Below are 19,438 nucleotides of genomic sequence, written 5' to 3' on the forward strand. Positions count from 1 at the left end.
TGTCACGCCAGCTTTGCCGCAAGCTTGACCTTCGTCAAGCTTTGCTCACATCCTCACGTCAGCAGGGCCTGAACCTCGTTGCCGACACGGAACTGGCGCACCACCTGGGCCAGGCGGTCCGCCTGCTCGCGCATGGATTCGGCCGCCGCGGCAGACTCCTCCACCAGCGCCGCATTCTGTTGCGTCATGCGGTCGATTTCGTTCACGGCCTGGCTCACGTTGCCGATGCCTTCGGACTGGCTGGTCGAGGCGACGGTGATCTCGCCGATGGTGTCGCTCACGCGTTTGACGCCGCCCACGATCTCCTCCATCGCCCGACCGGCCTCTTCCACCAGGCGCACACCGCCATCCACCGCCGTCACGCTGTTGTCGATCAGGCCCTTGATTTCGCTGGCCGCCGCCGCTGAGCGCTGCGCCAGGGAGCGCACCTCGCTGGCCACCACGGCAAAACCCCGGCCCTGTTCACCGGCACGCGCGGCTTCCACCGCGGCATTGAGCGCCAGGATATTGGTCTGGAAAGCGATCGAGTCGATCAGGCCGATGATGTCGCCGATCTTCTTGCTGGCCTGCGAGATGCTTTGCATGCTCTGCACCGCCTGCCCGACCACCGAGCCGCCGCGCTGTGCCGCCTGCGAGGCGGTGGCTGCCAGCTGGTTGGCCGTCTGCGCAGAAGCCGCGGTGTGCTGCACGTTGCCGCTCAGGTTGGAAATGGAGGACACCGTCTGCTGCACATTGCTGGCGGTCTGCTCGGTCCGGCTGGACAGGTCCTGGTTGCCGGTGGCAATTTCGCGGCTGGCGGTGGCAATGCTTTCGCTCGAATCCCGCACCTGGGACACCATGTGCCCCAGCCCGGAGCGCATGGCCTCCAGGGCGCGTTGCAGGTCGGCCACCTCGTCCTTGCCGTCAACCCGCATCTGCTGCGACAGGTCACCGCTGGCAATCGCCTGGGCCAGGCCGCGTGCCTGTTCCAGCGGCTGGCAGATGGCCTGCATGTTGAGCAGCGTCAGCGGCACCACCACGACCAGCGCGAACACCACGAGTGCCGCGAAGAGGAACAGCGTCTGGTTCAGTGCCGCGCTTTGGCCTTCGACGGCCAGGCGGGCGTTCTCGCGCAACGCGTTGTCGATTTGCTGCAGCAGCTTGTCGGCTTGCTCGAACTCGGCCACGGCGCGCGCGCTCATGCGGTTGGCAATGGTGGCCGTTTCGTAGGCGCTGGCCTCCAGCTGCCCGGCCACCTGGCCGAACATGGTGCGATAGGCCTTCATGTGCTCCATCGCTTTCTGGACCCGGGGCTTGTCGGCGTCGGAAGCGCTTTCCAGCAGCTCCGTCAACGTCTTTTCAATCTTCTGCATGTCGGCCAGCCACTTGGCACGGATCTGCTGGATCGCCTCCGGCTTCTCGTACTGGATGATCATGTCCTTTTCATGCCGGCGCACCAGGCTCATCTCATAACGCAGGCTGCCCAGGCGCTCCACCCCGGCATGCGACTGGTTGACCTCCTGCTCGCCGATGTTGTGGATGCGGAACATCCCCAGCATGCCGGCACCGCCCAGCAGACCCAGCAGACACATGACCACCACGATCGCACTGAGCATGCGAAAACGGATGGTGAATTGGCGCATCAACTCAAAAATTTTCGACATCATGACCCGTCCCGTTATCCATTAGTTATGAAATGAAACCGAAACGGCATTCTAGGCGGCGAATACTTCAGTTTGCGCTTACCTATTCAGACCCCGTGGTTGCCAGCGCCGCAACAGCAGGGCGTTGGTCATCACGCTGACCGAACTCATGGCCATGGCCGCCCCCGCCACCACCGGGTTCAGGAAGCCGAAAGCGGCCAGCGGAATGCCCGCCACGTTGTAGATGAAGGCCCAGAACAGGTTCTGCCGGATCTTGGCCACTGTCCGGTCGGAGACATCCAGCGCCGCCGCCACCAGCAGCGGGTCACCCCGCATGAGCGTGATGCCGGCCGCATGCATGGCCACGTCGGTGCCGTTGCCCATGGCCAGGCCGACATCGGCCGCTGCCAGCGCCGGCGCGTCATTCACGCCGTCGCCCACCATGGCCATGACATGTCCCCCGGCTTTCAGTTCTGCGACCTTGGCCGCCTTGTCGCCGGGCAACACCTCGGCCAGCACCTCGCCGGCTTCCGGCCGCAGACCCAGGCGGCGCGCCATGGCTTCGGCAGCACCGCGGTTGTCGCCCGAGATCATCACGGTGCGGATGCCACGTGCCCGCAGGGCCGCCAGCGCCTCCTTGGCGCCCGGCTTGGGTTCATCACCAAAGGCCATCAGGGCCCGCAAGGTCAAGCCCTGGGCCGTGCGCTCCAGCATCGCCGAGACTGTGGCGCCCTGGGCCTGCAGCTCGGCCGCGCGGGTCGCCAGCACCCCCAGGCTCACGCCCAGTTCGTCCATCCAGCGCAGACTGCCGATCAGGTAGCTCTTCACCCCGACCTCGCCCTCGCTGCCACGGCCCGGCACGGCACGCACGTTGTCCGGCGCCTCCACGCTGAGCTGGCGCGCCTGCGCGGCCGCCACCACGGCGCGCGCCAGCGGATGCTCGCTGCCGCTTTGCAGGCTGGCCGCTGCCTGCAGCACCGTGGCTTCATCCACGCCCTCGGCCACCACCAGCGCCGTCAGGCGCGGCTGGCCGACCGTCAGTGTGCCGGTCTTGTCAAAGGCGACGGTGTCCACCTTGTGTGCCAACTCCAGGGCCTGCGCATCCTTGATCAGGATGCCGAACCTGGCGGCCACGCCGGTGCCGGCCATGATGGCGGCCGGCGTCGCCAGACCCAGGGCACAGGGACAGGCGATCACCAGCACCGCCACGGCACGGATCAAGGCCAGCTCGAACGGGTGGCCGGTCAGCCACCAACCCAGCAGCGTGACGAGCGCCACGGCCAGCACCACCGGCACGAACACCGCCGACACCTGGTCCACCAGGCGCTGGATCGGCGCCTTGGCGGCCTGCGCATCCTCCACCAGACGGATGATGTGCGCCAGCACCGTCTCGCTGCCCACCGCACCCACCTGCATCACAACCCGGCCTTCGCCGTTGATGGAGCCGCCGGTGAGTTTGGCGCCCACGTCCTTGGGCACCGGCAGCGGCTCGCCGGTCAGCATCGACTCGTCCACCTGGGTATGCCCCTCCAGCAGCGTGCCATCGACCGGGAAACGCTCCCCCGGGCGGACCACCAGCCGGTCGGCCACCAGTACCTCGGCCACCGGCACATCCACCTCGCCTTCGCGGCCGATCAGATGCGCCACCTCGGGTCGCAAGGCATGCAGGGCGCGGATGGCAGCGGTGGTCTGGCGCTTGGCCCGCGCCTCCAGCCATTTGCCCAGCAGCACCAGCGTCACCACCACCGCCGAGGCTTCGAAATACAGGTGCACCATGGCGCCCGGCTCGGCGCTGAGCCACAGCCACATTGACAGCGCCCAACCGGCCGAAGTCCCGATGGCGACCAGCAGATCCATGTTGCCGGTCAGGGCCTTGAGTGCATGCCAGCCCGCCTTGTAGAAGCGCGCGCCGAGGATGAACTGCACCGGTGTGGCCAGCAGGAACTGCGCCCAGGCCGGCAACATCCAGTGCAGCCCCAGCAAATCGCCCAGCATGGGGACGACCAGTGGTGCCGACAGCAGCAGGCCGACGGCAACCGGCGCAAAACCGGTCCAGGGCGAAGCATCCCCCTCCTGCTCCAGGGCATCCGCCGCGCGCGGCTCGTAACCGGCATCGCGCACGGCACGGCGCAGGCGCGCCTCCATCTGCTCGGAAGGCTCGAAGCTCACCCGCGCCGATTCGGTGGCCAGGTTGACACTGGCCTCTTTCACGCCGGGCACTTTCTTCAAGGCCTTTTCCACCCGCGTCACGCAGGAGGCGCAAGTCATGCCGCCAATGCCAATGTCCAGGGAAGGGATTGCGGGTGGGGGGGTGATGGTGCTCATGTGTGGATTCTGAACCTTGCCATGATGGGAGGGTCAAGCCCTGCGTTAAATCAACCATTCTGCGGCCAAGGTTGCCATAATGCCCTTGACCTTCCCACCGTGGCAAGGTTCAGGATGAGCGTCAGCCATCAGGCTGTACCTGTTTTCTGAAGGAGTCCACATGAACCAGATCTTTGAAGTCACCGGCATGACCTGCGGCCACTGCGAAAAAGCCGTCACGCAAGCGATCCGACAACTCGACCCGCAAGCCGAGGTCAAGATCGACCGCAGCCAGAACAAGGTCGAGGTGCTGTCGCAGCAACCGCGCGATGCGCTGGCCAAGGCGATTGCCGAAGAGGGCTACGCCGTTACCGCCTGAGAACTGACTGCCATGACCCGCGCCCTGAACGAGCTCCCATGGCCCGTCAGCATCGGCCAGGCCGCCGAGCTCTCCGGCATCTCGGCCAAGATGGTGCGCCATTACGAGTCTCTCGGCCTGCTCCCGCGGGTGGCCCGTACCGACAGCGGCTACCGCCAGTACAGCGAGGCCGATGTGCACACGCTGCGTTTCATCAAACGTTCGCGCGACCTCGGCTTCTCGATGGCCGAGATTGCCGAACTGGTGGCGCTGTGGCAGAACCGGCGCCGCGCCAGTGCCAGCGTCAAGCGCATCGCACAACAGCATGTGGTCGATCTGGCACAACGCATCGAAGCCATGCAGGCCATGCAGCGCACGCTGAACCAGTTGCTGCACCACTGCCATGGCGACGAGCGGCCCGAGTGCCCGATCCTCGACGACCTGGCACACCATGCCGCGAGCGCCAAGCCGGCCGGTTGACGGACCCGCATCAGCCCCCAATAATGTTTTTATCCACCCTAGGAGTATCTCCATGAAATCCAATGTCGGCGGCATTGACCGCATCATCCGCATCGTGGCTGGCGTCGTCCTGATTGCGCTGGCGGCCACCAACACCGTGGGCTGGTGGGGCTGGCTGGGCATCGTCCCGCTGGCCACCGGTCTGCTCGGCTGGTGCCCGCCATATGCCCTGCTGGGCTTCAACACCTGCAGCGTCAAGGAAGCACCGAAGTCCTGATGTGATTCGCACATGCGCCACCGATTGCTATCAATTCAATAGCTGGTGGCACATGATCCACGAGGGGCAACGGCCTGTTTGATCCCTAAATCCGGGCGCATGCCCACCCGCTCCCATGACCACCCCATCCGTCCAGTCTCCGCGCCGCGTCGAACGCATCATCACCGGCCAGCCCACCCGTGATGGCGCCGGCGTCAAGCTCACACGCGTGCTCACGCACGACCTGCAACACCGACTCGACCCCTTCCTGATGCTGGACAACTTCGCCAGCGACGACCCGAAGGACTACGGCGCCGGTTTTCCCGACCATCCGCACCGCGGCTTCGAAACCATCACCTACATGATCGCCGGACGCATGCGCCACCGCGACAGCGCCGGCCATGAAGGCCTGCTGCAAAACGGCGGCGTGCAATGGATGACCGCCGGTCGCGGCCTGATCCACAGCGAAATGCCGGAACAGGAGCAAGGCGTGATGGAAGGCTTCCAGCTCTGGCTCAACCTGCCGGGCAAGGACAAGCTGTGCCAGCCGGGGTACCGCGACATCCAGAGCAGCGAAATTCCCGAATTCACCAGTCCGGCCGGCGAAGGCGATGACGCGCGCGGCGGCGTGCATGTGCGCGTGATTGCCGGCAACAGCCACGGCGTGGCCGGCGCCATGCAGCGACCACCCGCGCAGTACCCGACCGACCCGCTGTACCTCGACCTGCACTTCCCGGCGGGCGGCGCGACCTTCGCGCAGCCGTTGCCAGCCACCCACAACGCCTTCATCTATGTCTACCGCGGCACCGTGCACGTGGTGGACGGCGACGACAAGGCCACACCAGTGCCCCTGCACCGCATGGCGATTCTGGAAAACGCCGGCGACGGCGTACGGCTGCAGGCCGACCCCGGCAGCGAGCCGGCGCGCGCCCTGCTGATCGCGGGCCGCCCCCTGGGCGAGCCGATTGCCCAGTACGGCCCTTTTGTCATGAACACGCGCGAGGAACTGATGACCGCCGTGGAGGATTTCCGCAGCGGCCGTCTGGCCTGAGTCCACACAACTGCACCGAACTTTACAAAGCCTTCGCACGCCGTCATGACCCCGATACACGACGCGCGCAGACTGCGTTTCACCTGTTGTCCTGACAGGTTTTTTGAAAGGAAGTGCCCATGAAATCCGTCTTCAAACCCGTCCTGCTGGCTGGCCTGATGGCCGTCGCTCTCGGCGCCCTGGCCCAACCCGGTCCAGGTCCGGGGGCGGGTCCGGGCGCGGGCAACCCCAGCGCCAGTGCCAACCCCGAATTCCGTGACCGCATGCAAGCCCGCATGCAACGTCACATGGACCGTCGTGCCGCCGACCTCAAGGCCAAGCTCAAGCTCAGCGCCGAGCAGGACAGCGCCTGGAATGCCTATGTTGCAGCCATGAAACCGCCGGCTGTCGGCCCGCACCCCAGCCGCGCCGAACTGGACAAGCTCACCACGCCCGAGCGCCTGGACAAGATGCGCGAACTGCGCAAGCAACGCGAAGCCGAGATGGACAAGCGTGATGACGCCACGCGCGCGTTCTATGCCACACTCACGGCCGAGCAGAAAAAAGTCTTTGATGCCAACACCGGCCGCCCTTTTGGTGACCGTGGCGACCGCCGGCCCCCGCGCAAGGACTGAGTCCTGAAACCAACCTGACCCCAACCCGATGCACCAACAGGCGCCACTCACCGTTCGCACCATTGAAATCCATCAACCGATGCGCTGGCTGGCCCTGGCCTGGCGCGACATGGCGCGTTGCGGCTGGGTCAGCTTCGTGCATGGGGTGGCGCTGTGTGTCTTTGGCCTGCTTCTGATGATCGCAGCGCGTCACCAGTTCTGGCTGCTGGCCGGCGCCTTCTCGGGGTTTCTGGTGGTGGCCCCCGTGCTGGCCACCGGTCTGTATGCGCTGAGCCGGGCCGTCGAACGCGGTGAGCCCGTCTCTTTCCGGCTCGTGCTGCAGACCTGGCTCAGCTGGCGCCGTCACGGCGACAGCCCGGACGGCAAGGACTGGCGCCTGGTGAAGTTCGGGCTGCTGCTGGGCCTTGCCGGCACCGGCTGGGTGCTGACCTCTGCTGCCCTCATCACGCTGCTGTCACCGGTCCCGATCGAGCGGCCACTCGACTTCCTGCGTTATGTCATGCTGGCGCACGACAACTATCTGTTCGAACTCTGGCTTGCGCTGGGCGGCATGATGGCCGCCCCCATCTTCGCCTCCAGCGCGATTGCGCTGCCCCTGATGCTGGACCGCCGCGTGAGTGTGCTGCAAGCCGTGGTGACCAGCTGGCAGACCGTGCTGACCAACCCCGGGCCCATGGCTTGGTGGGCCTTCCTCATCATGGGCTTCTCGCTCCTGGGGCTGTGCTCGGTGCTGCTGGGCCTGGTGGCCGTGGTCCCCATGCTGGGCCATGCCAGCTGGCACGCCTACCGCGACCTAGTGGACGCCTCGGCCTTGCCGGAACGCACCGCGGCAACCGGCACGGAGGCACGCTGATGTTCGGCTACAGCGAGGAACAAATCGCCGCCTTCGGCCTGAGCTTCGGCGTGGGGGCGTTCATGCTCTACATGCTGTTCATCATCGGCCACCTGGCCTGGGAATCCAAGGCCGGCCGTTTCGGCACCTTCGTGCTGTTCCTGGGCCTGGCGTTCGGCATGGTCGGCTTCGCCGCCAAGTTCGTCATCCAGTGGGTCCTCGAAAAATAGACGTCCGAGCCCACCACAAGGACTTTGGCGGGAAACGCCGTGGAACCGGCTCCGCCGGGCCACTGGCGTTGTCCCCCACAGGGGGGATGTCAGACCAACGGCCGGATGCCGATCAGCATGCCGTGCAGCCAGAACGCCACGGCGGCCCAGGCGGCCGCGCCCAGCAAGACCGTGACCACCGTCGGCAGCGTCTGGCCCGGCGCATAAACGGTTCCTGCGGTGCGGTCACGCCGCCGTGCCGCAGCAAAGCTGGCCACGGCCCAGAGCAGGAACGCGCCGAACAGGATCTGATGCACCAGCATGCCGTTGGACAGCAGGTGCGCCAAGGCCCACACCTTGACGCCGGCAGCCATCGGATGGTGCAGGCGCGCCTTGATGCCGTTGCCCGGCACGTAGGCCGCCGCGAACAGCACGAACGCCAGCAAGGTCAACAGGCCCGCCAGATGACGCATGCCATTGGGGGGTGTCCATAACACCACCGGCTGCTCACGCGCCACGCCAAAACCCCAGACCAGCAGCACCAACCCGGCCAACGACAGCAGGGAATACACGCCCTTCCATGTGCCTTCGCCCAGCCGCTCGCGCATATCGGTGCGCCAGCCATCGGCCACGATGCGGACCGAGTGCACACCCAGAAAAATCACCAAGCCCAATATCAGGTAAGTCATACGTCTGCCCTCGTGTTTCAGGCCGCCATCACGCGGTTCTTGCCAGCGCGCTTGGCCAGGTACATGGCCCGGTCGGCCCGCTGGATCGCCTCCAGCCCGGCCTCGTCGCGTTCAAACTGCGCCACGCCGGCGCTGAAGGTGATCAGGATCTTCTCATTGCCGTCAAGGAAAAAACGGCGAGTCAGTTCACGCTGCAGCCGCGTCATGGCATCCACCCCCTTGTCCAGCGGCGTATCAGGCAGCAGGATGACAAACTCTTCACCGCCGTAACGCGCCAGCGAGTCCTGTGGCCGCATGCATTCGCGCGCCACCGTGGCCAGATGCGTCAACGCCGCATCGCCGGCCGCATGGCCCCGCTCGTCATTGATCTTCTTGAAATTGTCGATGTCGAGCAGCGCCACACACAGCGGGCTGTCGCGCCGCTGCATGCCTGACACCTCGCGATGCAACGCCTCGTCCAGGCCTTGCCGGTTGAGGGCCCCGGTCAGCGTGTCATGCCGCGCCTGGGCACTGACACGATCCAGTTCCCGGTGCAGCTTGACCAGTTCGGCTTCCGTTGCCTGCGTCTTCTCGCGCATGGCCTGCAGTTCGTCGCGCACCGTCAGTGATTCATTCGCCATGGCCCGCGTGGCACCGATGACCTCCTTGAGCACCGGGGCAATCTCCTCGATGCTCTTGGCCTGTTCAATCAGGCTCACGCTCTCTTCCATCTTGCTGTGAAAACTGCTGCTCGACTCCGTCATCTGCGACAGGCGCTCGACGAAGATGGCCAGCATGCTGCGCAGCTCTTCCTGTGCTTCCAGCGCCCGGCCCTTGGCCTCGGTCTGCTTGAAGATCACGTCCTTGAGACGACGCTCCACATCATCGAGACGACGCAGTGTCAGAGGGGGCGAAGCGGCTTCCATCAGCGCGTCGGTCTGGCCCTTGAGCCAGCTGTCGTCCACGCTCAGCTCGCCAATGTTCTCGATGATCAGATGGAGCAGCTTGAGCAGCGTGTTCTTGATCTCGGCCTGGTCTTCGGCCGCAAAGGACAGGCGATGGCTGAAATTGGCCAACAGGGTCTTGATGCCAATCACATCCGCCGCCGGATCACGCAGCGTCTGCAACAGCTTGTCGACCTGTTCCTGGAATCGGGCATCATCATTGCCCAGCGCCGGCAGGCTGTACTCTACCATGCGCGCAATCTGCTCCATGAACTCGGCCGTGAACGCCGGAACCGAGGCAATCGGCGCCACCGGCTCGGGGGCCGATTCGCTGGGCGTCCCCCCAGGCAAGGCAAAACCGGCATAACCCACTAGGGCGCTCTGCACGCCGGGCCAGTTGCGCTGGCCGATGGCGTATTCGAGCAAGCCCTTCTGCTTCTGCTGGCCCGGGTTCTTGGTTGGCAAGGATTGTGCAATCAGGCGCAACTGCTCTTCCGGAAAGGGCTGGATGAGCGGTATGCCGGCAATCTCGTTGTAGATCGACTGGTAGTTGACCGGCGTAGGCAGCAGCTTTTTGGCGGTCAGCTGCTTGAGCGTTTCGCGCGCAATCTCAAAAGGTTTTTTTTCGGTCATGGCCATCCGTTCGGATATCGCTACCCGGCAAGGCCGCACTGGCTCGCCGGGGATTGGAAATGATTATGCGGGCATCGCATACGGGCGACAACGCCCTTTGTCGTCGTCCCGCGTTCCGCCAAATTCTGGTTTTGCACCACCGCCGACTCAGGCCTGTGCAAGGCGCGCCAGCAGCCCAGGAACTGCCGCCTTGCCCGTCCGTTGCAACGTCATCAAGAGAGCATGGTCCGGACGGGCAAGGCCATAACGGGCCCGCAGGTCGTGCAGGATGCGATCCAGCAACGCCGCGGCCATCTCGGCATCGGCCAGTGCCCGGTGGGCGACACCGGTGCGCGGCAGGTGGTGGTAATCCACCAGTGAACCCAGCTTGTGATTAGGCGCCTGCGGGTAGAGCCGGCGCGAGACCAGCAGGGTGCAGGCAAAGGGTTGTAGTGCCGGCAGGTCCAGCCGCGCCAATTCAGCCGTCCAGAACTTGCGGTCAAACGCCGCGTTGTGCGCCACCAGCGGCGTGGTGCCGACAAAACGGCTGGCCTCGGCCATGACCTCGGCCGCATCGGGAGCTGATGCCACCATGGCGTTGCTGATGCCGGTGAGCTGGGTGATGAAGGACGGAATCCGTACACCGGCATTCATCAGGCTCTGGAAACGGTCCACCACGCGTCCCCCATCCACCATCACAATCGCCACCTCGGTGGCACGGTCACCAAGGTCGGGCGACATGCCGGTGGTTTCGAAGTCGATGACGGCAAAGGCACTCATGCCGGGCCGCAGCTCAGGCCTTTTTCAGGAAACAGGCCTTGAGCATGAACCCGCCCTGATCGGTCTTGCAATCGACCTCATGGTCGCCGGCACCAGCCGGCAGGCGAATACTTTTGACCTTGGTGCCTTTCTTGAGCACGATGGACGAGCCCTTGACCTTCAGGTCCTTGATCAGGATGACCGCATCGCCATCGACCAATGGGTTGCCATTGGCGTCGCGAACCACGCCGTCGCCGCCTTCGGCCATATCGTCCTCATCGGCAGAAGCCACCGTGGGCCATTCGAAACCGCAGTCCGGACAGATGTAGTTGTTGCCATCCGGGTAGGTATTTTCCAGCCCGCACTGGGGGCCGGCCGGCAAGGTATCAGACATGCTCATTCCACTCAAACGTCGATATTGCCAGCACGCAGTGCATTGGTCTCGATGAACTCGCGGCGCGGTTCCACTTCGTCACCCATCAGCATGGTGAACACACGATCGGCCTCGATGGCATCGTCGATCTGGACCCGCAGCAGACGTCGAACCGCCGGATCCATGGTGGTTTCCCAGAGCTGGGCCGGGTTCATCTCGCCCAAGCCTTTGTAGCGCTGGCGAGCCGTGGAACTTTCTGCCTGGGCAATCAGCCAGTTCATGGCCGAACGGAAATCGCTGACCTTCTCTTCCTTCTGCTTTTCACCCTCGCCGCGCGTGACCTTGGCATCCTCATTCAGCAAGCCGCGGAAGGTATTTGCCGCCTCGGCCAGAGCCGCATAGTCGGCACCATGCACGAAGTCCTGCGTGATGACGCTGCTCTTGACATTGCCGTGATGGCGACGGCTGATGCGCAGAATGGGTTTGTCCGTGCGGGCGTCGAACTCGCCGGCCACTTCCGCCGTCGGCAGCTTGGCCTGCAAAGCCGCCGCCGAGGCTTCCGCATCAGCCACGGTGTCCAGGTTCAGGCTCACGCCATCGGCAATGGCACGCAAGGCTTCGGCATCCATGAAGTTGTGCAGGCGTTCAATCACCGCTTCGGCCAGCTGGTGCTTGCGCGCCAGCTCTGCCAGCGTATCGCCGCTGATGACCGTTCCCTTGTCGCCGCCGGTATGGACCGACGCGTTGACCAAGGCAACACGCAGCAGGAAAGCATCCAGTGCACTGGCATCCTTGAGATAGAGCTCCTCCTTGCCGGACTTGACCTTGTACAGCGGCGGTTGGGCAATGTAGATGTGGCCACGTTCCACCAGGTCAGGCATCTGGCGATAGAAAAAGGTCAATAGCAGTGTTCGGATGTGGGCACCGTCCACGTCGGCATCGGTCATGATGATGATGCGGTGGTAACGCAGCTTGTCGACATTGAAGTCATCTACCCCGGATTTTCCGGACTCGACGGCCGCCTTGCCGATACCGGTGCCCAAGGCCGTGATCAGCGTCACGATTTCATTGCTGGTCAGCAGCTTCTCGTAACGCGCCTTCTCCACGTTCAGGATCTTGCCGCGCAGCGGCAGGATCGCCTGGAATTTCCGGTCGCGGCCCTGCTTGGCCGAGCCGCCGGCAGAGTCACCCTCCACGATGTAGATCTCACACAGTGACGGATCCTTCTCCTGGCAATCCGCCAGTTTGCCCGGCAAGCCCATGCCGTCAAGCACCCCTTTGCGGCGTGTCATTTCGCGGGCCTTGCGCGCCGCTTCACGGGCACGTGCCGCTTCCACAATCTTGCCGCAAATGATCTTGGCATCGTTGGGCCGCTCTTCCAGGTAGTCGGTCAGCGCCTTGGCCACGATATCTTCCACCGGTGCACGCACTTCCGAGCTGACTAGCTTGTCCTTGGTCTGGCTGCTGAACTTGGGCTCGGGCACCTTGACGCTCAACACACAGCACAGGCCTTCGCGCATGTCGTCGCCCGAGACATCCACCTTGGCCTTCTTGGCCAGTTCGTTCTGCTCGATGTACTTGCTGATGACGCGCGTCATTGCCGCACGCAGACCGGTCAGGTGGGTACCGCCGTCACGCTGCGGAATGTTGTTGGTGAAGCACAGCACCGACTCGTTGTAGCCATCGTTCCACTGCATCGCCACTTCGACACCGATGCTGGTGCCGGGAATGCCACCATAACTGTCGGCCGGGCGCTCGCCCATGGCATGGAAGGCATTGGGATGCAACACCTTCTTGTTGGCGTTGATGAAATCGACAAAACCCTTGACACCACCGGCACCCGAGAAGTCATCTTCCTTGCCGTTGCGCTCGTCCTTCAGACGAATGCGAACCCCGTTGTTCAGGAAACTCAGCTCGCGCAGACGTTTGGCCAGAATTTCGTAGTGAAACTCGTTGTTCTGCTGGAAGATCTCGGTATCGGGCAGGAAGTGCACCTCGGTACCGCGTTTTTCGGTCGAACCGGTCACTTTCATGGGTGACACTTCAAAACCATCGACTTTTTCGATCACCCGGTTCTGAACAAAACCGCGGGCGAACTCCAGCTGATGGACCTTGCCTTCGCGGCGCACTGTCAGACGCAGCCATTTCGACAATGCGTTCACGCACGACACACCCACACCGTGCAGACCGCCTGACACCTTGTAGCTGTTCTGGTTGAACTTGCCACCGGCATGCAGCTCGGTCAGCGCAATTTCCGACGCACTGCGCTTGGGCTCATGCTTGTCGTCCATCTTGACGCCGGTCGGGATACCGCGGCCGTTATCGGTCACACTGATCGAGTTGTCGGAATGGATGGTCACCACGATGTCATCGCAATGCCCCGCCAATGCCTCGTCGATCGAGTTGTCCACGACCTCGAACACCAGATGGTGCAGACCGGTGCCGTCTGATGTGTCACCGATGTACATGCCCGGGCGTTTGCGCACAGCCTCCAGGCCTTCAAGAATCTGGATCGAGCCTTCACCATAACCTTCCGATGCACCTGCCTGGTGAGCATCGATCACCGGCTGGACAGTGGTAAAGGTCTCGGTGCTGGGCTTGTTTTCTTCAGTCATGACTAACTTCTCTATCGATTTCTCAAACTCTTGAATGACCAAACCCGCGATGGACCCAATGTCCATGGCGGGTTGCAGCCTGCTGCCTGCTCAGCTTCAGATGCGCATCGGCATCACGACATACTTGAAATTCGCATTCTCCGGAATGGTGACCAAGGCCGAACTGTTGGAATCCGACAGTTCAACCTTCACCATGTCCTGGTCCATGTTGGCCAACGCATCGATCAGGTAAGTCACATTGAAACCGATCTCGATGCTGTCGCCGTTGTAGTCGATGTCCAGTTCATCCACGGCTTCTTCCTGCTCGGCATTGTTGGATGCCACGCGCAGAGTCCCCGGGTCGATGTTCAGGCGTACCCCCTTGAACTTGTCACTGGTCAGAATGGCCGTGCGCTGCAAGCTGGCCAACAGCGCCTGACGTCCCAGCGTGATGCCGTTCTTGTGGTTCTTCGGAATGACGCGGTTGTAGTCGGGGAACTTGCCTTCCACCAGTTTGGTCACGAACTCCATGCCTTCAAAACTGAACTTGGCCTGGTTGTTGGCGAACTGCATCTCGATGGCACCATCGGCATCGCTCAAAAGGCGCTGCATTTCCAGCACCGTCTTGCGCGGCAGGATCACTTCCTGGCGCGGCACTTCGACATCCAGCGTAGCCGAGGCAAATGCCAGCCGGTGGCCATCGGTAGCCACCAGACTCAGCTGCTTGCCTTCAGCCACAAACAGAATGCCATTGAGGTAGTAACGGATGTCATGCACGGCCATGGCAAACGACACCTGGCTGAGCAGATCCTTCAATGTCTTCTGCGGCACGCTGAACGAGGGGCCAAAGCTGGCGGACTCCTGGACCAGCGGAAAGTCCTCTGCAGGCAAGGTCTGCAGCGTGAACTTGCTCTTGCCACCTTTGAGAATCAGCTTGGCCTGGGCCGATTCGAGGGAAACCGTCTGATCTGCCGGCATGGTGCGCAGAATGTCGATCAGCTTGCGTGCACCCACAGTGGTCGTGAAATTACCGGCATCACCATCGAAATCCACGGTAGTGCGGATCTGGATCTCCAAATCGCTGGTGGTGAATTGCAGGGCACTTCCGGTCTTTCGGATCAGCACGTTGGCGAGGATCGGCAAGGTATGCCGACGCTCAACAATGCCTGCCACCGATTGGAGCACCGAGAGCACTTTGTCTTGAGTTGCCTTCAGGACGATCATGTCAACCTCTTCCTTAATTTCTCTATTTCAAATTAGTAGTAGTAGTTAAAGGGCGTCCATTTCTGTGGATATCGCCATTTTCCCTTTTTTTATCAACGACTTGGCTGCTATTGAAAACTGTGTGCAGTCATGTTTTGACGCATTGGTTGACCATGAACAACTTTGGCTTCCGGGTTTTTTCTGTGGATAACTTGCCAGTTGTCCAGAAACTATCCCCAGTGTTGTTGTTTTGTTGTGATTTCAAGTAGATGTCCTCCTCTGACTAGCCCTTCAGTGTCTGCTCCAGCACATGCAACTGCTGGTTCAGTTCGGTCAGCTGCTGTCGTTCAGCAGAAATCTTGCGCACGGCATGAAGTACCGTGGTGTGATCGCGACCGCCAAAGAGTTCACCGATCTCAGGCAGGCTTTTCTGTGTCAATTCCTTGGCCAGGTACATGGCGATCTGTCGCGGTCGGGCAATGCTGGCTGGGCGTTTCTTGGAATACATGTCGGCGACCTTGATCTTGTAATAGTCGGCCACCGTTTTCTGGATGTTCTCTACGGAAATCTGGCGGTTCTGTATGGACAGCAGATCGCGCAGGGCTTCGCGTGCCAGTTGAATGGAGATTTCCTTCTGGTTGAAGCGTGAATAAGCGAGGATCTTGCGCAAGGCGCCTTCCAGCTCTCGAACGTTGGAACGGACGTTCTTGGCCACGAAAAAAGCCACTTCTTCCGGCATTTCGGTGCCTTCGGTCTGGGCCTTGTTGATCAGGATCGCAACCCGCATTTCGAGTTCTGGTGGTTCGATCGCCACGGTCAGACCGGAATCAAAACGTGAAACGAGGCGCTCGTGGATGTCAGCAAGGCCTTTGGGATAGGTGTCGCTGGTCATCACGATGTGAGATTTCTTGGCCAACAGGGCTTCGAAGGCGTTGAAAAATTCCTCTTGCGTGCGTTCCTTGTTGGCAAAGAACTGAACATCGTCAATCAACAACAGATCCAGCGAGTGGTACTTGTCCTTGAATTCATCAAACGTCTTGCGCTGATAGGCCTTAACCACATCCGAAACAAACTGCTCTGCATGGATGTAGAGAACTTTGGCGTTGGGATGCTCGGCCAACAGACGGTTGCCAACGGCATGCATCAGGTGGGTCTTGCCCAAGCCGACGCCGCCGTAGATGAACAAGGGGTTGTAAAGCTGGCCTGGTGAGCTGGCCACATGCATTGCGGCAGCCCGCGCCATGCGATTGGCCGTGCCTTCCACCAGCGTGTCGAAGGTCAGGGCCGGGTTGAGCCGATTTCGGTTGTTGCCAAGGGATTTTTCCTCAACCGATGCAAGCACTTCTTCCCCGGGATAGAAATCGACAGGGCTGGCAGGACTGGAGATTCTCTGGGTATTTTCTCTGGGGGTGAGCGCTAACTCAACAGAGACAGGCTGGCCGTAGATTTTTTCCAACAACGCAGCAATACGAGCACTGTACTGTGCGCGGACCCAGTCGAGCTTGAAACGGTTGGCGACAAACAGGGTGACTTTGGACAGGTCGTCCGCAACATGGGCCAGTAGCGGTTTGATCCAGGTGTTGAACTGCTGCTCCGGCAATTCTTGTGCCAGATGATCGACACAGGTCTGCCACAGGCTTTGCCCTGCTTCGTTGCCCACAGAGCCAGGGTGGCTGTTGAATTGTCCCTCTGTCATGGTGGGTGGCGATTTCTGTGGATAGTTATTGTTTGTAATGCCCGGAATTGTAATTTATCAAGAATTTATCCACAATTTTTTTCATCCATCATGACTTTGTGACGCTACGCGATAAAAGCGCTGCAAGACATTGCCAGGATTAAGAAAATTTGCGATAATCTTGGGTTTCCCTGACTGTTCGGGGTGATGTGAGCATGTATTGCGCGCGGCTGCTTGAAGATGGTAGTCGACGAAGCCGGTACAAGTCAGCCACATATTTTTGAGTTGAGTCTCCAAGGATTTCAAAATGAAACGCACTTACCAGCCTTCCAAAATTCGCCGTGCGCGTACCCATGGCTTCCTGGTCCGCATGAAGACCCGCGGTGGCCGTGCAGTGATCAATGCACGTCGTGCCAAGGGTCGCAAGCGCCTGGCGGTCTGATCGTCGGCCGTTGAGCACATAGCTGAGACGCGATTCCCGCGCGAGGCTCCGTGCAACGGCTGAAAACACGAGAGCAGTTTCAGGCCGTTTTGGCAGGTCGTACCGTCTCACGAACGACCCATTTCGCCATGCACAGTTCTGCACCGGTTATGGCGACGGACAGCCTGTCACCATTGACGCTGTCGTCCAAACCAGAGCTCTTCAGCCCCGACCGCACATGGATCGGGGCGATGGTGCCCAAACGATGGGCCCGGCGTGCTGTCACCCGAAATTTGATCAAGCGTCAGATTTACAGCATTGCCGATCATTTCGAATCCTCCTTGCCTCAAGCGGCCCATGTTGTGCGCTTGCGAGCTGCTTTTGACCGTACGCATTTTAAAAGTGCTAGCTCGGACGAACTGAAAAAAGCAGTCCGGATGGAGATCGAACAATTGTTCCGTCTTGCCGCAAGTTCTCAAGTCAAGGGGCGTGCAGCATGAAATCAGCATTGATGGCCCTGGTTCGAGCCTATCGCCTGCTGCTGAGCCCGTGGCTGGGATCCGCTTGCCGGTTTGAGCCCACCTGTTCCCTGTATGCTCTGTCTGCGCTGGAAAAGCATGGCGCAGCGACAGGAAGTTATCTGACGCTGCGTCGCTTGGCGCGTTGTCATCCCTGGTGTGCTGGCGGTCACGATCCGGTGCCGGAGGAAAGGCCTCGTTTCCTGACCCGTTTGCTTCCCCTTCCCTCTCAAAAGAAGTCTTCATGAACGATATTCGCCGCACCATCCTGTGGGTGATCTTTGGTTTCTCCATGGTCCTGCTGTGGGATCAATGGCAAATCCATAACGGCCACCAGGCCACCTTCTTTCCGAAGTCCAAGCCCCCGGTTGCAGCAGCACCCGCCGCCAGTACGGGCGCCGCTGCGCAGGCGGCTGTCGTGCAGACGCCTGTGGGTAGCGCCCAGATTGCTGCAGAGGTCAGCAGCAAGCCTGCAGCGGCACGCGAGCATGTGGAGGTTCGTACCGATGTACTGAAACTGACTTTCGATACCGAAGGCGGTTCGCTGGTCCGGTCGGAATTCCTCAAGCACCGCGACCTGAAGGAAACCGGCAAGAACTTCGTGCTGCTGGATGAGAACAAGGACCGTGTTTATGTTTCCCAGACCGGCCTGATTGCTGGCGCAGCGGGGGGTACCTATCCGACGCACAAAACCGTGATGGCCATGGCGCCCGGCGAGCGTGAACTCAAGGACGGTGCTGACGAGCTGGTGGTGAAGTTCGAATCGCCCGAGGTCGGCGGCGTCAAGCTGGTCAAGACCTACACCCTCAAGCGTGGCAGCTATGCATTGGGCGTCAAGCACGAGATCGTGAACAACAGCCCGGCCCCCGTGGCGCCACAGCTGTACCTGCAACTGGTGCGCGATGGCAACAAGCCGGTCGGCGAAGACTCTTCCTTCTATTCCACATTCACAGGCCCGGCTGTCTACACCGAGGCCAAGAAATACCAGAAAGTGGAATTCAGCAACATCGAGAAGAACAAGGTCGAGATCGAAAAGCAGTCGGAAAACGGCTACGTCGCCATGGTGCAGCATTACTTTGCCAGTGCCTGGTTGCTGGGGGACGGCATCAAGCGCGATCTGTTCATGCGCAAAGTCGACACCAACCTTTATGCCGTCGGCATGATCACCCCGCTGGAAGCCGTGGCCCCGGGCAGCAGCAAGACGGTGGAAGCACGTTTATTTGTCGGTCCGCAGGAAGAAAAGAAGCTGGAGGCACTGGCGCCAGGGCTGGAGCTGGTGAAGGACTATGGCTGGCTGACGATTCTGGCCAAGCCGCTCTACTGGCTGCTGGACAAGCTGGAGTATCTGATCGGCAACTGGGGCTGGTCCATTGTGGCGCTGGTCGTGCTGCTGAAAGCCGCCTTTTACTGGCTCAATGCCAAGGCCTATGCCAGCATGGCCAAGATGAAAGCGATCAACCCGCGCATCATGGAAATGCGTGAGCGCCTGAAGGACAACCCGCAACAGATGCAGCAGGAGATGATGCGCATCTACCGTGAAGAAAAGGTCAACCCGATGGGTGGTTGTCTGCCCATCATGATCCAGATCCCGGTGTTCATTGCCTTGTACTGGGTGTTGCTGTCCAGCGTGGAAATGCGCAACGCGCCCTGGATCCTGTGGGTCACCGATCTGTCGGCCAAGGATCCCTACTACATCCTCCCGCTGCTCATGACCCTGAGCACCATGTTGCAGACGGCGCTCAACCCGGCACCGCCGGACCCGATGCAGGCCAAGATGATGTGGATCATGCCGTTGGTCTTCAGCGTGATGTTCTTTGCGTTCCCGGCCGGCCTGGTGCTGTACTGGTTGACCAACAACATCCTGTCGATTGCCCAGCAGTGGATCATCAACAAGCGCATGGGTGTGCCGCCACAGTTCAACTTGCCGAAGTTCAAGTGATCACCGGGGCCGCGCAAGCGGCCCTTT

Annotated in this window: 20 protein-coding genes; 11 read left to right on the forward strand and 9 right to left on the reverse strand. The window is 61.5% G+C overall.

Annotated features, from left to right (window positions below):
• Nucleotides 1-53: 53 nt before the first annotated feature.
• Nucleotides 54-1,646: a methyl-accepting chemotaxis protein gene (locus CDE01S_RS07165; RefSeq protein ID WP_066705397.1), complete on the reverse strand. Its 1,593-nt coding sequence runs from the start codon at nt 1,644-1,646 to the stop codon at nt 54-56.
• A 75-nt stretch (nt 1,647-1,721) separates the two neighbouring features.
• The gene (locus CDE01S_RS07170) at nt 1,722-3,947 is read right to left on the reverse strand and encodes a heavy metal translocating P-type ATPase (RefSeq protein WP_066705398.1); all 2,226 of its coding nucleotides are present in this window, start codon (nt 3,945-3,947) and stop codon (nt 1,722-1,724) included.
• A gap of 160 nt (nt 3,948-4,107) precedes the next feature.
• Here CDE01S_RS07170 and CDE01S_RS07175 point away from each other — a divergent pair, with 160 nt between their 5' ends.
• The 7 genes from CDE01S_RS07175 (at nt 4,108) to CDE01S_RS07205 (ending at nt 7,726) form a co-directional block, all read left to right on the forward strand.
• Nucleotides 4,108-4,305 carry a heavy-metal-associated domain-containing protein gene (locus CDE01S_RS07175; RefSeq protein ID WP_066705400.1) on the forward strand — a complete coding sequence of 66 codons (198 nt, stop codon included), beginning with the start codon at nt 4,108-4,110 and terminating at the stop codon, nt 4,303-4,305.
• A gap of 12 nt (nt 4,306-4,317) precedes the next feature.
• Nucleotides 4,318-4,764, forward strand: a complete 447-nt coding sequence (gene cueR / locus CDE01S_RS07180; protein WP_066705405.1) for a Cu(I)-responsive transcriptional regulator — start codon at nt 4,318-4,320, stop codon at nt 4,762-4,764.
• A gap of 52 nt (nt 4,765-4,816) precedes the next feature.
• Nucleotides 4,817-5,020 (forward strand): YgaP family membrane protein, encoded by a 204-nt coding sequence (locus CDE01S_RS07185; protein WP_066705407.1) that lies wholly within the window; start codon nt 4,817-4,819, stop codon nt 5,018-5,020.
• Between the two features lie 115 nt (nt 5,021-5,135).
• Nucleotides 5,136-6,050: a pirin family protein gene (locus CDE01S_RS07190; RefSeq protein ID WP_066705409.1), complete on the forward strand. Its 915-nt coding sequence runs from the start codon at nt 5,136-5,138 to the stop codon at nt 6,048-6,050.
• A 119-nt stretch (nt 6,051-6,169) separates the two neighbouring features.
• A complete protein-coding gene (locus CDE01S_RS07195) occupies nt 6,170-6,664 on the forward strand; it encodes a Spy/CpxP family protein refolding chaperone (protein ID WP_066705410.1) in 495 nt (164 codons plus the stop codon).
• A 79-nt stretch (nt 6,665-6,743) separates the two neighbouring features.
• Nucleotides 6,744-7,517: a DUF2189 domain-containing protein gene (locus tag CDE01S_RS07200; RefSeq protein WP_439648668.1), complete on the forward strand. Its 774-nt coding sequence runs from the start codon at nt 6,744-6,746 to the stop codon at nt 7,515-7,517.
• On the forward strand, nt 7,517-7,726 hold the full coding sequence (locus tag CDE01S_RS07205) for a DUF2788 domain-containing protein (RefSeq protein WP_174525453.1): 210 nt from the start codon (nt 7,517-7,519) through the stop codon (nt 7,724-7,726). The genes CDE01S_RS07200 and CDE01S_RS07205 overlap by 1 nt, the downstream gene beginning before the upstream one ends.
• An 89-nt stretch (nt 7,727-7,815) precedes the next feature.
• Here the strand turns inward: CDE01S_RS07205 and CDE01S_RS07210 are convergent, their stop codons facing one another.
• From CDE01S_RS07210 to dnaA, 7 genes are all read right to left on the reverse strand, one after another.
• The gene (locus CDE01S_RS07210; protein ID WP_066705414.1) at nt 7,816-8,394 is read right to left on the reverse strand and encodes an NnrU family protein; all 579 of its coding nucleotides are present in this window, start codon (nt 8,392-8,394) and stop codon (nt 7,816-7,818) included.
• A 17-nt stretch (nt 8,395-8,411) separates the two neighbouring features.
• Nucleotides 8,412-9,950 carry a GGDEF domain-containing protein gene (locus CDE01S_RS07215; protein WP_066705481.1) on the reverse strand — a complete coding sequence of 513 codons (1,539 nt, stop codon included), beginning with the start codon at nt 9,948-9,950 and terminating at the stop codon, nt 8,412-8,414.
• A 147-nt stretch (nt 9,951-10,097) separates the two neighbouring features.
• On the reverse strand, nt 10,098-10,709 hold the full coding sequence (locus tag CDE01S_RS07220) for a 3'-5' exonuclease (RefSeq protein ID WP_066705416.1): 612 nt from the start codon (nt 10,707-10,709) through the stop codon (nt 10,098-10,100).
• A gap of 13 nt (nt 10,710-10,722) precedes the next feature.
• A complete protein-coding gene (locus CDE01S_RS07225) occupies nt 10,723-11,082 on the reverse strand; it encodes a zinc ribbon domain-containing protein YjdM (RefSeq protein ID WP_066705482.1) in 360 nt (119 codons plus the stop codon).
• Nucleotides 11,083-11,093: 11 nt separating this feature from the next.
• Nucleotides 11,094-13,676 carry a DNA topoisomerase (ATP-hydrolyzing) subunit B gene (gene gyrB / locus CDE01S_RS07230; RefSeq protein WP_066705417.1) on the reverse strand — a complete coding sequence of 861 codons (2,583 nt, stop codon included), beginning with the start codon at nt 13,674-13,676 and terminating at the stop codon, nt 11,094-11,096.
• Nucleotides 13,677-13,772: 96 nt separating this feature from the next.
• The gene (gene dnaN, locus CDE01S_RS07235) at nt 13,773-14,879 is read right to left on the reverse strand and encodes a DNA polymerase III subunit beta (RefSeq protein WP_066705419.1); all 1,107 of its coding nucleotides are present in this window, start codon (nt 14,877-14,879) and stop codon (nt 13,773-13,775) included.
• Nucleotides 14,880-15,141: 262 nt separating this feature from the next.
• Nucleotides 15,142-16,554: a chromosomal replication initiator protein DnaA gene (gene dnaA / locus CDE01S_RS07240; protein WP_066705421.1), complete on the reverse strand. Its 1,413-nt coding sequence runs from the start codon at nt 16,552-16,554 to the stop codon at nt 15,142-15,144.
• Nucleotides 16,555-16,840: 286 nt separating this feature from the next.
• Between dnaA and rpmH the strand changes: the two genes are divergently transcribed.
• Genes rpmH through yidC form a run of 4 tightly spaced genes read left to right on the forward strand, consistent with a single transcriptional unit; the run spans nt 16,841 to nt 19,411 of the window.
• Complete coding sequence (gene rpmH, locus CDE01S_RS07245) at nt 16,841-16,975, forward strand: 50S ribosomal protein L34 (RefSeq protein ID WP_006299042.1); 135 nt, start codon at nt 16,841-16,843, stop codon at nt 16,973-16,975.
• A 50-nt stretch (nt 16,976-17,025) separates the two neighbouring features.
• Nucleotides 17,026-17,454, forward strand: a complete 429-nt coding sequence (locus CDE01S_RS18140) for a ribonuclease P protein component (protein WP_084382792.1) — start codon at nt 17,026-17,028, stop codon at nt 17,452-17,454.
• Nucleotides 17,451-17,720 carry a membrane protein insertion efficiency factor YidD gene (yidD, locus tag CDE01S_RS18145; protein ID WP_084382793.1) on the forward strand — a complete coding sequence of 90 codons (270 nt, stop codon included), beginning with the start codon at nt 17,451-17,453 and terminating at the stop codon, nt 17,718-17,720. The genes CDE01S_RS18140 and yidD overlap by 4 nt, the downstream gene beginning before the upstream one ends.
• Nucleotides 17,717-19,411 carry a membrane protein insertase YidC gene (yidC, locus tag CDE01S_RS07250; RefSeq protein WP_066705422.1) on the forward strand — a complete coding sequence of 565 codons (1,695 nt, stop codon included), beginning with the start codon at nt 17,717-17,719 and terminating at the stop codon, nt 19,409-19,411. Before yidD ends, yidC begins: the two co-directional genes overlap by 4 nt.
• Nucleotides 19,412-19,438 lie beyond the last annotated feature (27 nt).

Origin of the sequence: Curvibacter delicatus NBRC 14919 (assembly GCF_001592265.1) — a bacterium.
Classification (GTDB): Bacteria; Pseudomonadota; Gammaproteobacteria; order Burkholderiales; family Burkholderiaceae_C; genus Hylemonella; species Hylemonella delicata.